We start from the raw sequence: 15801 nt of genomic DNA on the forward strand, positions 1-15801 counted from the left end.
ATATTATTTGTTTACTGAATTTTTCTTGTTCCACATATTACATACTCCTCCTTTAGAACTTATCTTACTCCAAATATTATCATATATGTAAAATATAAATATTCCAAATAATGAACCAGCAAAATCAATTAATATATCTCCAACATTAGATGTTCTATCCTGTATGAATTTTTGATAAAACTCATCCATAACAGCACACAATAAGCATATAAATAGTATATATCCTAGAGCACCTTTTCCTTTAAAATTTTTTAAATAAAGCAAGACTTATAATTATACCTAAAATAAGATATTCTATAAAGTGAGCACTTTTTCTTACAATAAAATTTAAGGTACTTGATTTAATATCCACATACTTTCTAATATGCTTTTTATAGATATTATTATTTTTTATAAAATTAACTATAGTGTAGCTTTTTTCATGAGACACAGATCCTATATTACTTGAATTATAAAATATAATTCCTATCCACAACATGCAAAATATTATTATTATCTTTTTCATAAATTGACCTCTCTTATTTATAGCAATCAGGTTATCCATTTTATTAAAATTCATAAAAATCATTATAAATTTTAATAAAATGATTTATCAGTCAACATAGCTTACGCTATATTTACTCTAACTGGGTGTAACCCCACACCCTCTATTCCCTCTGCAAATGCTTCAGGAAATACTTTTCTTATTATTTGATAAGAAGCATTTAAATCTGCATTAATCAATTTACCTTTATTGCTTCTAAATAATCCTCTAAATATTCTTCTGCTCTTATTATAATTCTCTTTTATTGGTAACTCACCATCTAAAAATGATGTTCCACTTGTATAACTTTCTTCTGTGATTATTACTTTAATTCCTACATTCTCTGCTTTGTAGATTATTTTATTTATAAAGTCTTGATGTGGTATGCCTACAAACGATTGATTGACTTTTTTACTCATTTTGCTTTCTCTTTTCCAATTTTTATTATTACCTATAATTATTGTGTTTATATCTAATGCTAAAGCATAATCTACTACCCATTTGCTTGCTTTATGAATGAAATCGTTAATCTTGTTATTTCTTTTTATAGTTAATTTATTCATTCTTTTCGTATAATCTAAATTATTCATTCTTTTAGCAATTTCTCTATAATGACTAATTTTCTTATTATAGTATTGATTTATTGATTTTAGACCCTTACCATTCAATATTATAGGCATTGCACCTACATTATTACTTATGGTTGCAAAGTTATCTAAACCAATATCAATACTAATATATCTACCATTATCTTGTTTTAATTCTGGGACTTCTGTTTGATAAACAACTTCAACTATAATATGATTGTATCTTGGTAATATCCTAACTTGTTGTAAATTATTAATTTTAGTATTTAATTTAAATCCATTAAAACATTTAGGGAAATGAATTTGATTATCTTTTAATTTACAATTCATGTTTGTTAATATTAATGAGTATCTACCATTTTTAGGTAAGTAATTTGGCAATTTAGGTCTACCATTATATTTCTCTTTATGCTTGCTCCAATCTTTAATAGCTTTGAAGAAGGACTTCCAATTCTTGTCTAATAATCTTAATGTTTGTTGTGCTGATTGAGCAGTAGGCATATTTCTATAATCCGTATTCATTCCTTCTTGTTTTAATAACTTATCCATTTGATTATATGAAATATACTTACTTTCACTACAAAACTTTTGCCTTATTTGATAATTTGCAAAATTATAAAGATTTTTAGATTTAAAACAATATTCATCTAACATCTTGTAGTAGGGATTTTTAGGATATATTATATGCCTTTCTACTCTATTAGCTTTCATCTTCTTCATTCACCTCCTTTTCTTCAAGTATCTTTTTTATCTTTTGTCCTTTTCTTTTAGAGTATAATTTCATAGAATAACAATTCAATAAACTAATTATTTCTTCAAATATTTCTTCACTATCTAATTTTTCAGAACCTACTTCGCTCATAACAATTATCTCACAATTGTATTTTTTAAATAAATGATAAAATAACTCAAAACCTACTCTGCTTAATCTATCTTTATAAGTTATTACAATTCTTTCTACTTTACCTGCAATTACATCGTCGAGCATTTTAAAAAAATCTTTTCTTTTTTCAAAACTAATTCCACTCGCTATATCTGAAAACACTCTTGATATGCAATATCCATTACTAAAACAAAACTGTTTCAACATCTGGATTTGATTTTCCAAGTCGGCTTTCTGTTTTGGTGTAGAAACCCTTGCATAAATGTATGTTTTTCTTTCTACTCCTTTATTGAATAATTTGTATACACTGTCTTTGTCATAATCATATCTGCCATTAGGTAAAATGTTTACTTTTATTAATCCTTCTTTAACGTATTTTGTAAGAGTAGGTCTTGTTATTTGCAATAATTCTAATACTTCTTCAGAGATTTCGCATCTAAATTCCAGTAAAAATTTTATTTTTACTGGAATTATTATTTTTTACACTTAATTGAAGGGCTGGTAAGCCCGCAGACCGTTAGGTCGTAAATTGAATATAATTCCCCCTTACCCCCACGCTACCAAATATTAACTTGGAAATTAAGATTATGTTTTAGCAAATAACGGATTTATCCAATTATTAATAAGTAGCATTTCATCCCTAATATCTTCGATTATATCTACCTGTAACATCTTTCTCTTTCTAAATCCCCTAATACATCTAAAAAAGTATAAGTGCATTAAGTTAAATGCTATTATTATAAATATTAACACAGTTTCTACGCCCATAGGGCTGTGAAGAAAACAGTGATTTAAATGCCACTCAGTTTTCAATTGATGAAAGGCATTGTTTTCAATATCCCACCTACTATGCATTATCTTCCACAAAGTTTCCACTGAAGTAACTTTAGATGTAGTTATAATCCATGCTTCTTTTATTTCTACTTTACCAGAGAAATGTAGTTCTTCTACAAACCTTATAAATCTTACTTTTGTATCTAAACTTGGCATTTGAAAATCATCTTCATCCCAGGCTTTAATTTTAGTATAATTGCTACTTTTCTTCTTAACAGTCCATTCTTTATCTGCCTGTCGGCACTTGAATAAACCAAGTGCATCCTTAACAATATTAAGTCTTTCATCTTTAACTCTTACTACTGCATCCATTCCTATTGATAAAACTTCATTAATCCAGGTAGATTTACAATATAATGCGTCAGCTACTATAATATCTGCAAAATGATGAAATTCCTTATACAGCTTTCTAATTAGGCGCTTTCCTCCTGTAATTTCCCCTTCATCCTTATCTGAACCATCTCCTTTAGGTTCCAGCATTTCCTGACCTAAGATAAGATGTGGATCAGAACCTACAGTTGAACATACTACAGACCTATGAAAGTAATGAGTAACTCCATTCCTTTGAACTCGTGAGAGACAATTATCACAACATTTTTTAGTGCTTTCAAATAACTCTACACCATCTATTGCAGCAACTTTTAGTCCATCTATAGTTCCATTTCTAAAAACCTTATTATTTATACTTGTCTTAATTATACTATTATGAAGTTTCTTCAAGCCATCTAAATCAAAATCGCTTAAAGACCGCCTAACGGCGTCAATGCGAGGCATTTTAGTTCTTTTAGGTAATACTTTATTAAATTTACCCTTCTTGAGCCAATGTTCTAATCTATTGAAACTTCTTATTTGAAGCATAAATCCAAATAAAACTACAAATGTAATTGTTGAAATTTTTATTGGTGATTTTACTCTTTTATCTTTTAGGGTATTGATTTTTTCTCCAAGATGGTATACCTTAGAGAAGTAAGTGAGCATTTGTTTTAAATAACTTTTACTCATTTTATCAGCATCCTTTCTTTATGTTTGTAGCAAAACTATTATAGAAGGGATGCTTTTATTATGCAAATTTTTTCTCTATAATTTCCAGTAAAAATCGGAAAATACCACAGTTCTAGTTGTCACTCGTTAAGTCATATAAATCAACGGGCTTATCGCCCTAAAAAATTTCAAATGCGAAATCTCTGGCTTTTTATGTATTTTATGCATATTTAAAAGTAAAGTGGCTGTAGATTAAACAGCCACCTTACTTTTAAATAAAGAAATATTATTTTTTAAGGTTATAGAAAGCTTTAAGTCCTCTATATTCTCCCATTGTTCCTAATTCTTCTTCGATTCTTAATAATTGATTGTACTTAGCAACTCTCTCACTTCTTGCTGGAGCACCAGTCTTGATTTGTCCTGCATTTACTGCAACAACTAAGTCAGCTATTGTAGTATCTTCAGTTTCTCCACTTCTGTGAGAAACTACTGCAGTATATCCTGCTCTCTCAGCCATTTCTATTGTATTTAAAGTTTCAGTTAATGTTCCTATTTGGTTAAGCTTTATAAGAACTGAGTTTGCAACTCCTCTTTCAATTCCCATAGCAAGTCTTTCTGTATTAGTTACGAATAAATCGTCTCCTACTAATTGAATCTTTCCGCCTAACTTTTCAGTTAATAACTTCCATCCTTCCCAATCTTCTTCTGCCATACCGTCTTCGATTGAGATTATTGGATATTTTTCTACTAATTCAGCATAGAAATCAGCCATTTCAGCTGGAGTTAATGTTCTTCCTTCTCCTTTTAATTCATACATCTTAGTTTCAGTATTGTAGAATTCTGAAGATGCAGGGTCTAAAGCTATGAATACTTGTTCTCCTGCTTTGTATCCAGCTTTTTCTATAGCTTCTACAATAACTTGTATTGCTTCTTCATTGCTCTTTAAGTCTGGAGCAAATCCACCTTCATCACCAACACCTGTTGATAATCCTTTGTTCTTTAATATGTTCTTTAATGTATGATATATTTCAGAACACATTCTTAAAGCTTCTGAGAAAGATTGAGCTCCTGCTGGCATAATCATGAACTCTTGTAGATCTACATTGTTGTCAGCGTGTGATCCACCATTTAATATGTTCATCATAGGTACTGGTAGAACTTTTGCGTTAACTCCACCTATGTATTGATATAAACTAATTCCTAAGTATTCTGCAGCAGCTTTTGCACATGCAAGTGATACTCCAAGCATTGCATTAGCTCCAAGTTTGCTCTTATTTTTTGTTCCATCAAGTTCAAGCATAACTTTATCTATTGCAACTTGATCAAATACATTCATTCCAACTAATTCTTCGGCTATAATTTCATTTACATTGTTAACTGCTTTTTCAACGCTTTTTCCCATGTATACTGATTTATCGTTATCTCTTAATTCAACTGCTTCGAATATACCAGTTGAAGCTCCTGATGGAACTGCAGCTCTTCCTACTGTACCATCTTCTAATTCAACTTCTACTTCTACAGTTGGATTTCCTCTTGAGTCTAAAATTTGTCTTGCATAAACATCTACTATTTCTACAAAAGTCTTCATATTTATCTCCTCCTAATTTAAGATAAAAATTTATATATACAGTAGGAAACAATCATAATTGTTTCCTAACTGATATTATTTAAAGATGCTTTTTCCTGTCATTTCCTTTGGAATTTCTAAGCCCATTTCTTCTAGCATTGTAGGAGCTATATCTGCAAGTATTCCACTCTCTCTTAATTCTTTTTTCTTGGCATCATTTGATACATAAATGAATGGTACAGGATTTGTTGTATGAGCTGTCATACTTCCTCCTGTAGAATAATCTATCATCTGTTCACAGTTACCATGGTCTGCTGTTATGAATATAGAACCGTTTTTCTCTAATATTTTATCCACAACTCTACCTAAACATTCATCCACAGCTTCAACTGCTTTAAATTGCAGCATCCATAACTCCTGTATGGCCTACCATATCCGGATTTGCATAATTTAATATTATGGCATCATACTCATCTGAATCTATTCTTTTAATAACTTCATCTGTTACTTCATATGCACTCATTTCTGGTTTTAAATCGTAAGTTGCAACCTTTGGAGAAGGTATTAAAACTCTATCTTCATTAGCATAAGGCTCTTCAATTCCTCCATTAAAGAAGAAGGTTACATGAGCATACTTTTCTGTTTCAGCTATTCTTAATTGCTTTTTACCTAATTTTGATAAATATTCTCCAAAAGTATTTTTATAAGATTCAGAACCAAAAGCAACTTCAACATTTTCAATAGTCTTATCATACTCTGTTAAAGTTACGAAAGTCAAATCAAGATTCTCTCTTTCAAATGCATCGAATACTTTATCATTTATTGCTCTTGTTATTTGTCTTGCTCTATCTGGTCTGAAATTAAAGAATACTACTGAGTCTCCATCTTTAATAGTAGCTACAGGCTTCTCATTCTTTAATATTACAGTTGGAAGCACAAATTCGTCTTGCTTGTTATCATGATAAGATTTTTCTATAGCTTCTAGAGCACTTCCTGCATATTCACCTTTTCCTAATACCAATGCATTATATGCAAGCTGAGTCCTTTCCCATCTTTTGTCTCTATCCATAGCATAGTATCTTCCAGATATAGTAGCAATAGTTCCTACTCCAACTGAACTCATATAGCTTTCTAAGTCTTTTACATATGTTGGTGCTGAATCTGGTGGTGTATCTCTTCCATCAAGAAAAGCATGTACATATACTTTTTTTATGCCACTTTTTGCAGCAAAGTCAATTAGGCCTTTTAAATGATCTATATGTGAATGAACTCCACCATCTGATAAAAGTCCCATGAAATGAAGTGAAGAGTTATTAGCCTTTACATTATTTACAGCCTTTAGCAAAGCTTCATTTTTAACTAAATCTCCATCTTCTATGGCTTTAGTTATTCTTGTAAGAGCTTGATATATTATTCTTCCTGCGCCTATATTTAAGTGACCAACCTCTGAATTACCCATTTGTCCTTCTGGAAGTCCAACAGATAATCCACTAGCTCCTAGTTGTGTATGTGGATATTCGTTCCAAAGTTTATCATAATTAGGCTTCTTAGCTATTCTAACAGAATTTCCGTCTTCATTATCTGATATTCCAAATCCGTCTAGTATAGCTAACATAACAGGCCTCTTTATCATGTGTAATCACCTCCGAGAAATATCTTTAATCCTTTCTAGGATTCTAACTTCAGCTTTACTGCCTAACTGAAACTCAGAGTCCCTAATCCAATAAAATTGCGGGGAAATCTTATTACTTATCAAAGTTTACTATAGCAGCAAAATCTTGTGCTTTTAGTGAAGCTCCTCCGATAAGTCCTCCATCTATATTTGGTTTTGCCATTTGCTCTTTTATTGTTGATGGTTTAACTGAACCGCCATATTGTATTCTCATCTTTTCTGCAGCTTCTTCTCCAAACATGCTTGCAACAGTTTTTCTAACGAAAGCTATTGTTTCTTCTGCTTGATCAGATGTAGCAGTTTTTCCTGTTCCTATAGCCCAGATTGGTTCGTAAGCTATTACAAGTTTTTCAACTTGTTCTTTTTCAAGTCCAGCTAAGTCAAGCTTAATTTGTCTTCCCAATACTTCTTCAGTTATATTAGCTTCTCTTTCCTCAAGAGTTTCTCCTATGCAAAGTATTGGAAGTAGGTTATGTTCAAAAGCTTTCTTTATCTTCTTATTTAAGTCAGCATCATTTTCTGCAAAATATTGTCTTCTTTCACTATGCCCTAATATTACATACTTTATTCCCATTTCTTCAAGCATAGCTGGAGAAGTTTCTCCTGTAAAAGCTCCACTTTCTTCAAAGTGCATATTTTGAGCTCCAACTTCTATATTAGTTCCCTTAACAGCCTTTACTACCGCATCTAAACATATAGTTGGTGGACAAACTACAACTTCACTGTTAGCATCTTTAACTAATGGCTTTAATTCCTCTATAAGCTTTAATGCTTGTGATACAGTATTATTCATCTTCCAGTTTCCTGCTATAATTGGCTTTCTCATATTAACACACCCCTTATATTTTTTAATAGCCAGCTTTTTTAGGTATTAGGTACTAGTATCTAGAACCCAGTACCTAGTACCTATGACTATCCTTTCATAACTTATGCTTTCTAACCTACTTTTATTATTTGTCTGTAAGTGCTGCAATTCCTGGTAGTTCTTTTCCTTCTAAGAACTCAAGTGATGCTCCACCACCAGTTGAAATGTGAGTCATTTTATCTCCAAATCCAAGAGTATTAACAGCAGCTGCACTGTCTCCTCCTCCGATTATAGTAGTTGCATTTGACTGTGCCATAGCTTCTGCTACTGCTATTGTTCCTTTTGCAAAGTTTGCAAATTCAAATACTCCCATTGGTCCATTCCATATAACTGTCTTAGCATCCTTTACTGCTTCAGCATAAAGTTTAGCTGTTTTAGGTCCTATATCTAATCCCATGTAACCTTCTGGAATGTTTTGATCTTCTGTAGTAACTGGTTTTGTGTCTGCACTAAACTCAGCACCAACTACGTTATCTATTGGAAGTAATAATTTAACTCCTTTAGCTTGTGCCTTTTCCATCATTTCTTTAGCATAATCTATTTTATCTTCTTCTAATAAAGATGTTCCTATAGAATAGCCTTGAGCTTTTAAGAAAGTATAAGCCATTCCTCCACCTATTATTAATGTATCAACTTTTTCTAAAAGATTGTTTATAACGTTAATTTTATCAGAAACTTTAGCTCCACCAAGTATTGCTACAAATGGTCTTTCTGGAGTTTCAACAGCTTCACCTAAGAATTTTAATTCCTTTTGAATTAGGTATCCACAAGCAGATTCACTAACAAATTCTGTTACTCCAACTGTTGAACAGTGTGCTCTATGAGCTGTTCCAAAAGCATCATTTACAAATACATCAGCAAGAGAAGCTAATTCTTTTGAGAAGTTTTCTTCATTTTTAGTTTCTTCTTTTCTATATCTTGTGTTTTCAAGTAAAACAATATCTCCGTCTTTCATATTTGCTACAGCATTCTTAGCGTTTTCTCCAACTACATTATTATCTGCTGCAAATACAACTTCTTTTCCTAATAATTCTGAAAGTCTCTTAGCAACTGGTGCTAATGATAATTCTGGCTTTGGTTCTCCCTTTGGCTTACCAAGATGTGAACAAAGTATAACCTTAGCTCCTTGGTCTACTAAATATTTAATTGTTGGAAGTGCTCCTATTAATCTATTTTCATCTGTTATAACTCCTTCTTTAAGCGGTACATTGAAGTCACATCTTACTAATACTCTTTTACTTTTAACTTGGATATCTTCTACAGTCTTCTTGTTTAACTTCATGATTATATCTCCCTTCACATTTTAATAAAATTGCCTTGCAATTTTCTTACTAGTGATAAAAAATAAATTAATGATTTATATGTATCATTAAAATAGCACATATAAAAGCTAAATTTGCTTTAAAATTAGTATTCTACATCTTTTTATAATTATTATTGTTGAATTAAATTGTAAGCGGTCCTTTTTTGTCCCACGGACAAGTTATTTGTCCCACTTACATTATAATGTAAACGTAGGGATTTTTAAATAGGATTTTTAAAAAAAGTTTTAGTTTTAACATATAAGAAAAATGCACATCAATTTTATTATATAAAATATAAATCCAATGCGCCATCCTTAGAATTAAAAAGCATATTAATCTTAATTAATCAAAGATTAATATGCTTTTACTATGTTAGGGTATATATTTTAGGTATCTAATTTAAATTATTTTGAAAGGTTAGCAAAATATTTTAAAGTTCTAATTAATTGAGAAGTATATGACATTTCATTGTCATACCAAGAAGCAACTTTAACTAATTGCTCTCCATTTACGTCCATAACCTTTGTTTGAGTAGCATCAAATAATGAACCATAGTGAATTCCAATTACATCTGAAGATACTATAGGGTCTTCAGTGTATCCAAAAGATTCATTAGAAGCAGCTTTCATTGCTGCATTTATTTCTTCTACACTAACCTTCTTTTCTAGAGTACATACTAATTCAGTTAATGAACCAGTTATAACAGGAACTCTTTGTGCTCCTCCATCTAATTTACCTGCTAATTGTGGAATAACTAATCCTATAGCTTTAGCAGCACCAGTTGAGTTAGGAATTATGCTTGCAGCTGCAGCTCTTGCTCTTCTTAAATCACCTTTTTTGTGTGGAGCATCTAAAGTATTTTGGTCATTTGTATAAGCATGGATTGTAGTCATGAATCCTTTTGTTAAACCAAATTTGTCATTTAATACTTTAGCCATTGGAGCTAAGCAGTTTGTTGTACAAGATGCACCAGAGATAACTGTTTCTGAACCATCTAATACATCATGGTTTACGTTGAATACAACTGTCTTTAAGTCTCCAGTTGCAGGAGCTGATATAACAACTTTCTTAGCACCAGCTTGAATATGAGCTTCTGCTTTTTCTTTCTTAGTGAATAGTCCAGTACATTCTAGTACTATGTCTACTCCTAATTCTCCCCAAGGTAAGCTTGCTGGATCTTTTTCAGCAATTACTTTTATTTCTTTTCCATTAACTACGAAAGCTCCGTCCTTAACTTCGATTTCACCATTGAATCTTCCTTGAGATGAATCGTATTTGAATAAATGAGCTAAAGTTTTAGCATCTGTTAAGTCATTTATTGCAACTACTTCAAACTCAGGATTGTCGATCATTAATCTTAAAGCTAATCTTCCTATTCTTCCAAAACCATTAATAGCAACCTTTGTCATTGAAATTACCTCCTAAAAATCTTATTTTATATATTTTTATATATTTTTATATAAATATATATTTATATATTTTTAACGTTTTAAATGTATTTATTGGCGCTCACTTTTTATAATATTTATGATTTCTTTAGCAGCACCTTCATCAGTTATAAGAATATTATTTGAGTTGAATCTCTGTACACCTAGAATAGCCTTTGCTTTACTGTGTCCTCCAGATATAGCTATGATAGTTTGAATTTTTTTTGTATCTTCACCTTTTATTCCAGCAGTTGGAGTTGAAAAGATAACTTCTCCATTTATGTTAAAATAGCATCCAAATGCTTCTCCTACTGCTCCTTTTTCGTGCAATTCATTTATAGCTTCATCTTTTAAGCCTCTTTTTTGTGCCATATCCTCAGCTTTTCCAATACCGTAAATCAATATATTTGCTTTATGTATATTTTCTACAACTTCTTTTATACTTTCTTCATTTAAAATAGCAAATATCTCTGCATAATCTACATTATCTATGAGTTGAAGCATTTTATAATCTGCTGATAATCTCTCTGCCAATCTTGCAACTAAAGTATTAGCTTGAATTTCTACATTTCTGCCAATTCCACCTCTTGCAGGTATTATGAGAATATCTTTATATTCACTGGTCTTTGGCATATTATCTACCATCTTTTTTATGCTTTTCCCACCAGTTAATGCTATAATATTTTTATCTTTCAGTATGCTCTTTACAAAATTTGCTGCACTCTTTCCTAACTCCTCTAAGGTGAGCTCATTTTCATCTATATCTCCTGGGACAACTATTACTTTTCTTAGCTTCAAATTCTCTTTTAAATATTCTTCCATTTCTGATAGTCCTCTAAGGTCATGAACAAATTCCTTTAATGCTTCTAATATTTTCTTCCCATCGTAATTCACTGTCATTCCTTCTGCATTAATGTCTATCAACCCTTGTTTTTTAAGAAATCCAATTTCGCTTCTTACTATTCTTTCTCCAATTCCTAAGTGACTTGCCAGCATTCTCCTTCCTATGGGTTGATTATAATATATAGTGGTCAATATATTATACCTTTTGTCTAATAGTTCAAGTACTTCCGGAACCACTTTTTTTTCTATCTCCAAATACTTCAAAAGTAACACCTCTTTGGCCCTCTAATGTCCCACTTGTTTATTATACGTCCCACTTATTATTATAAATCAAATATATTTTTTTTAAAAGACATTTAACAAAAAAAATGTTAAATTTTTATTCTAAAAAATAATAAAGAAAAAGATACTTCTCTTTTCCTTTATTATTTGCTAAGCATTCTATTTTATTTATAGTAAAACTTTTAAATAAATCTTTATATTGATTAAAATCTTTTTCTTTTACTTGAGGATTTAATTCCCATTTCTTCTCTATACTTTGCCACCGTTCTTCTTGAAATATCAATATCTCTTTCTTTTAACAAATCACATATTTTCTGATCAGATAAAGGTTTCTTTTTATCTTCCTTATTTATAAGATCTTCTATTTCCTTTTTTATTATCTTTGTAGATACATCTTCAAAGCTGTCTACTCTAGAGATTCCAGTAGTAAAAAGATCCTTAATTTTTATTGTTCCTCTTTCTGTATGAATATACTTTTCTCTTATGGCTCTGCTCACCGTTGATTCATGTATCCCTAGACTATCTGCAATCTCTTTTAAAGTCATAGGCTTTAAAAAAGCCTCTCCATATTCAAAATAATCTTTTTGAATTTCTATTATTTTTTCTAATATATTATATATAGTATTTTCTCTTTGCCTAATACTCTTTATTAAAAATACAGCACTATTTAGTTTATCCTTTACAAACTTTACTGTATTCTTATCATCTTCATTATTGATTATCTGTTTATATAACTGATTTATATTTAATTTTGGGATAGAAGCATCATTCATTATAATGCAATACTCTCCATTTATTTTTCTTATATAAGCCTCAGGAATTATATATTTAGTTTCTTCTCCAGTAAAGAATCCTCTTGAAGGTTTAGGCTCTAAGGACTTTATTAAATCTCCATATTTTTGAGCATCCTTCACATCTATTTTTAGCTCTTTAGCTATTACATTATATTTATTTTCAGCTATCATTTCTAAATAGTTATCTACTATTTTATAAAGTTTTTCATCTTGAAAACCTTTTACTTGAAGCTGTATTTTTAAACATTCCTTTAGATCTCTAGCTCCTATTCCATGAGGTTCTAGTGATTGTACGATTTTTAAGCATGACTCAGCTAACTCCTTAGATATGGCTAGCTCTTCTTGAATTTCTTCAAGGGTTATATCCAAATATCCTCTGTTATCTATATTTTCAATCATATATTTACATACAGCTTTAACAAAATCATCCTCATTTAACTCTACTATTTGCTCCATTAAAAACTCTTTAAGTGATTTTTTAGCGCTGATAAAATTAAACGGAGATACCTCATCCTCGCTTTTTTCTCTGCTATAGCTTCCATGTCCATAGTCATCAAATTCTAAATACTTCAAGAAATTTTTATAGTCTATTTCATTCTTTGATTTTTCTGTATCATTTTTTTTATTATAATCTGCATCAAGCACTGGATTTTCTTGAAGCTCTTTTTCTATATAGCTTTGAATTTCGAAATTTGACATTTGAAGCAACTTTACTGATAGCTGCATTTGTTGAGTCATTATTAGCTTTTGTTCTTGAGTTAAATTTAAATTAAACTCCATCTTCATATTTTATCACCACTTTGCATTATAATACCGCTTCATATTACATTATATCATAAGAATTGGGCAATTAATAATTAAAATTCCTCAATGACTTTATGTAACATTTTCTTCTAATACTAAATACACCCATAAAAAATAAAAGCACCCTGATTTAGCGGGTGTTTTTATTTTCATTTATAATTTAATTATATTTTTCTATAAATGCTATTCCACAAGCATTAGGTCCTGCATGGGTTCCTACTACACATCCAACTTCACATTCAATATAGTTTACACCTCTATTAGTTAGCTCCTGTTGGAGATAAGGAAAAATATCTTTATTATCTATATGAAGTAATATACTAGGCTCTTCATTATTTAAATTATCTAAATATCCCAAAACCGTCTTAATTGCTCTTTTTGTTCCTCTTACCTTATCTAAAACTTCCATTTTCCCATCTACTGCAGCTAAAATCAGCTTTATATTCAGCAAGTTTCCTATTGCTCCAGCGGTTTTAGAAAGACGTCCTCCCTTAACCAGATTTTCCAAGCTTACAAATACGTAGCCACTTTTTATATGCGGAACAGTTTCTTTTAAAACTTTCTCAATTTCTTCTATGGAATAACCTTTATCTCTCAATTCAGCTGCTTTTATCACTAATAACCCTAATCCAGCAGTTACATTTAAACTGTCTATAACTAATATATCATCGCTTTCAAGCATTTCCTTAGCAATACATGCCGACTGGTATGTACCGCTCATTTTTGATGAAAGATGAATAGAAACAACTTTGTATCCTTCATCCAAATATTTTTTATATAATTCGTAAAATTTATGAGGATTTATTCCTGATGTGGTAGGAAACATGTCCTCTTCTTTTATTTTTTTTAAAAATTCTCTTATATTTATGGTCACGCCATCTAAATAACTCTCTTCTCCAAAACTAACCATAAGAGGTATGACTTCTATATCATATTTTTCTATGATTTCTTTATTTAAATCACAGGTACTATCCGTGATTATCTTAATCTTCTCCATAGTCTATACCTCCTACTTCATTCCTGGAAATCCTAATTGTCTTAAAGCTTCGTACGCAACTATAGCTACAGTATTCGAAAGATTTAAAGATCTTGTAGTAGTATTTACCATAGGTACTCGTATTCTATTTTCCACATATCTATCTCTTATATAGTCAGGTAACCCTGAAGTTTCCCTTCCAAAAACAATAAAATCTCCCTTTTTATATTGTACTTCATCATGATGATATTTAGCTTCTTTTGTTGTTGATAAATATATATTGGCATCAGGATATTTCTCTAACATATCATCGAAAGATTCATGAATTTCTATATCTAATAATGGCCAATAATCTAGGCCAGCTCTTTTTACTCTCTTATCATCTATGCTAAATCCTAAAGGTTTTATTAAATGTAATCTACAATCAGTTAGTACACAAGTTCTTGCTATATTTCCAGTATTCTGCGGTATTTCTGGTTGAAATAATACTATATTTAAATTAGGTTTATCTAATCTCATTGTTGACCCCCTATATTAGTGGAATTTAACTCTATATTATATTAATCATAAAATGAAGTAAAGTACATATAATCATGTATAGATGAGTTTACTACAGAATAAATTTTTCTATAGCCTTAGCCACTCCATCTTCGTCGTTAGTTTCAGTTATATAATCTGCTTCCTTTTTTACATAGTCTGGCGCATTTCCCATTGCTACTCCTAATCCAGCATACTTTATCATAGATAAATCATTTTCGCCATCGCCTATGCAAATAACTTCCTCTCTTTTAAATCCATAAAACTCTGTCAATATTTTTACTGCATTACCTTTTGAAATTCCTTTTTTCATTACTTCAAAATTATCTCCAAGAGAACTTACAACTTCAAAACTTTTTAAATTTATTATCTCATCTTTAGCTTTTTTTAGAGTACTGTAGTCTTCACTAATGCATATAGCTTTAAGTATTTCACCATCTCTATTTACAAATTCTTCTTCTAAATTAGGATTTACATGAAGATTAATTTTCATATCATCTGATAAATCTTCATTCATCTCAAGATAAGTATATCCTTTTGGGTAGGGTTTAGGCGAAATAATAGTATTAAAAGTATTAAAATAAACTTTAAAATCATAATTTTTAATAATTCCTAGTATCTTTTTACATTCTTCTATACTCAATGTAGAACTATATATTACCTCGTTTCTATCTTTTTCTCTAATATATGCTCCATTTGAAGCTATAATTGGTGCATTTATCCCTAAAAGTTGTGCATAATATTTTGCAGATGTAAACACCCTTCCTGTAGAAATCGCTATTTTAACTCCCATATCATGGGCTTTTTTTATGGCTTCCTTATTTCTATTACTAACTTCTTTACTGCTGTTCAATAAAGTCCCATCCATGTCCAAGCACACTAACTTAAATGCCATATTAATCTCCCCTTTATAATTTCATCC

Annotated in this window: 14 protein-coding genes and 1 pseudogene; all 15 read right to left on the reverse strand. The window is 30.5% G+C overall.

What is annotated here, in order from left to right; all coding sequences use genetic code 11:
- Positions 1-3: 3 nt before the first annotated feature.
- The 15 genes and pseudogenes from ACFWTK_RS00380 to ACFWTK_RS00450 all read right to left on the reverse strand — a co-directional run bounded on the left by ACFWTK_RS00380 (position 4) and on the right by ACFWTK_RS00450 (position 15774).
- Positions 4-189, reverse strand: a complete 186-nt coding sequence (locus tag ACFWTK_RS00380; protein ID WP_415874197.1) for a VanZ family protein — start codon at positions 187-189, stop codon at positions 4-6.
- 52 nt (positions 190-241) lie between these two features.
- Positions 242-505, reverse strand: coding sequence for a VanZ family protein (locus tag ACFWTK_RS00385; protein WP_415874198.1), 264 nt, complete (start codon positions 503-505; stop codon positions 242-244).
- 101 nt (positions 506-606) lie between these two features.
- On the reverse strand, positions 607-1830 hold the full coding sequence (locus ACFWTK_RS00390) for an RNA-guided endonuclease InsQ/TnpB family protein (RefSeq protein WP_415874199.1): 1224 nt from the start codon (positions 1828-1830) through the stop codon (positions 607-609).
- Positions 1811-2422 (reverse strand): IS607 family transposase, encoded by a 612-nt coding sequence (locus ACFWTK_RS00395; RefSeq protein WP_415874665.1) that lies wholly within the window; start codon positions 2420-2422, stop codon positions 1811-1813. The genes ACFWTK_RS00390 and ACFWTK_RS00395 overlap by 20 nt, the downstream gene beginning before the upstream one ends.
- 156 nt (positions 2423-2578) lie before the next feature.
- Positions 2579-3829, reverse strand: coding sequence for a transposase (locus ACFWTK_RS00400; RefSeq protein WP_415874200.1), 1251 nt, complete (start codon positions 3827-3829; stop codon positions 2579-2581).
- A 265-nt stretch (positions 3830-4094) separates the two neighbouring features.
- The gene (gene eno, locus ACFWTK_RS00405; RefSeq protein WP_061858079.1) at positions 4095-5396 is read right to left on the reverse strand and encodes a phosphopyruvate hydratase; all 1302 of its coding nucleotides are present in this window, start codon (positions 5394-5396) and stop codon (positions 4095-4097) included.
- Positions 5397-5471: 75 nt separating this feature from the next.
- Positions 5472-7008: pseudogene (gene gpmI / locus ACFWTK_RS00410) on the reverse strand (2,3-bisphosphoglycerate-independent phosphoglycerate mutase).
- Positions 7009-7120: 112 nt separating this feature from the next.
- Positions 7121-7873: a triose-phosphate isomerase gene (gene tpiA, locus ACFWTK_RS00415; protein ID WP_415874201.1), complete on the reverse strand. Its 753-nt coding sequence runs from the start codon at positions 7871-7873 to the stop codon at positions 7121-7123.
- 124 nt (positions 7874-7997) lie between these two features.
- On the reverse strand, positions 7998-9194 hold the full coding sequence (locus ACFWTK_RS00420) for a phosphoglycerate kinase (protein ID WP_415874202.1): 1197 nt from the start codon (positions 9192-9194) through the stop codon (positions 7998-8000).
- 426 nt (positions 9195-9620) lie between these two features.
- Entirely contained in the window at positions 9621-10625 is a 1005-nt protein-coding gene (gap, locus tag ACFWTK_RS00425) for a type I glyceraldehyde-3-phosphate dehydrogenase (protein WP_415874203.1), read from the reverse strand.
- Between the two features lie 90 nt (positions 10626-10715).
- Positions 10716-11750 (reverse strand): sugar-binding transcriptional regulator, encoded by a 1035-nt coding sequence (locus ACFWTK_RS00430; RefSeq protein WP_415874204.1) that lies wholly within the window; start codon positions 11748-11750, stop codon positions 10716-10718.
- 221 nt (positions 11751-11971) lie between these two features.
- Complete coding sequence (gene rpoN, locus ACFWTK_RS00435) at positions 11972-13342, reverse strand: RNA polymerase factor sigma-54 (protein ID WP_415874666.1); 1371 nt, start codon at positions 13340-13342, stop codon at positions 11972-11974.
- 184 nt (positions 13343-13526) lie between these two features.
- Positions 13527-14363: a DegV family protein gene (locus ACFWTK_RS00440; protein WP_415874205.1), complete on the reverse strand. Its 837-nt coding sequence runs from the start codon at positions 14361-14363 to the stop codon at positions 13527-13529.
- A 12-nt stretch (positions 14364-14375) separates the two neighbouring features.
- Entirely contained in the window at positions 14376-14861 is a 486-nt protein-coding gene (gene trmL / locus ACFWTK_RS00445; protein ID WP_061858087.1) for a tRNA (uridine(34)/cytosine(34)/5-carboxymethylaminomethyluridine(34)-2'-O)-methyltransferase TrmL, read from the reverse strand.
- Positions 14862-14952: 91 nt separating this feature from the next.
- On the reverse strand, positions 14953-15774 hold the full coding sequence (locus ACFWTK_RS00450) for a Cof-type HAD-IIB family hydrolase (RefSeq protein ID WP_415874206.1): 822 nt from the start codon (positions 15772-15774) through the stop codon (positions 14953-14955).
- Between the last annotated feature and the right edge of the window lie 27 nt (positions 15775-15801).

Origin of the sequence: Clostridium sp. (assembly GCF_047777555.1) — a bacterium.
Lineage (GTDB): Bacteria > Bacillota > Clostridia > Clostridiales > Clostridiaceae > Clostridium_H.

Coding starts and splice junctions, on each gene's coding strand:
- ACFWTK_RS00380 (WP_415874197.1), bottom strand. CDS start 189: ATGGATGAGTTTTATCAAAAATTCATACAGGATAGAACATCTAATGTT.
- ACFWTK_RS00385 (WP_415874198.1), bottom strand. CDS start 505: ATGAAAAAGATAATAATAATATTTTGCATGTTGTGGATAGGAATTATA.
- ACFWTK_RS00390 (WP_415874199.1), bottom strand. CDS start 1,830: ATGAAGAAGATGAAAGCTAATAGAGTAGAAAGGCATATAATATATCCT.
- ACFWTK_RS00400 (WP_415874200.1), bottom strand. CDS start 3,829: ATGAGTAAAAGTTATTTAAAACAAATGCTCACTTACTTCTCTAAGGTA.
- eno (WP_061858079.1), bottom strand. CDS start 5,396: ATGAAGACTTTTGTAGAAATAGTAGATGTTTATGCAAGACAAATTTTA.
- tpiA (WP_415874201.1), bottom strand. CDS start 7,873: ATGAGAAAGCCAATTATAGCAGGAAACTGGAAGATGAATAATACTGTA.
- ACFWTK_RS00420 (WP_415874202.1), bottom strand. CDS start 9,194: ATGAAGTTAAACAAGAAGACTGTAGAAGATATCCAAGTTAAAAGTAAA.
- gap (WP_415874203.1), bottom strand. CDS start 10,625: ATGACAAAGGTTGCTATTAATGGTTTTGGAAGAATAGGAAGATTAGCT.
- rpoN (WP_415874666.1), bottom strand. CDS start 13,342: ATGGAGTTTAATTTAAATTTAACTCAAGAACAAAAGCTAATAATGACT.
- ACFWTK_RS00440 (WP_415874205.1), bottom strand. CDS start 14,363: ATGGAGAAGATTAAGATAATCACGGATAGTACCTGTGATTTAAATAAA.
- trmL (WP_061858087.1), bottom strand. CDS start 14,861: ATGAGATTAGATAAACCTAATTTAAATATAGTATTATTTCAACCAGAA.
- ACFWTK_RS00450 (WP_415874206.1), bottom strand. CDS start 15,774: ATGGCATTTAAGTTAGTGTGCTTGGACATGGATGGGACTTTATTGAAC.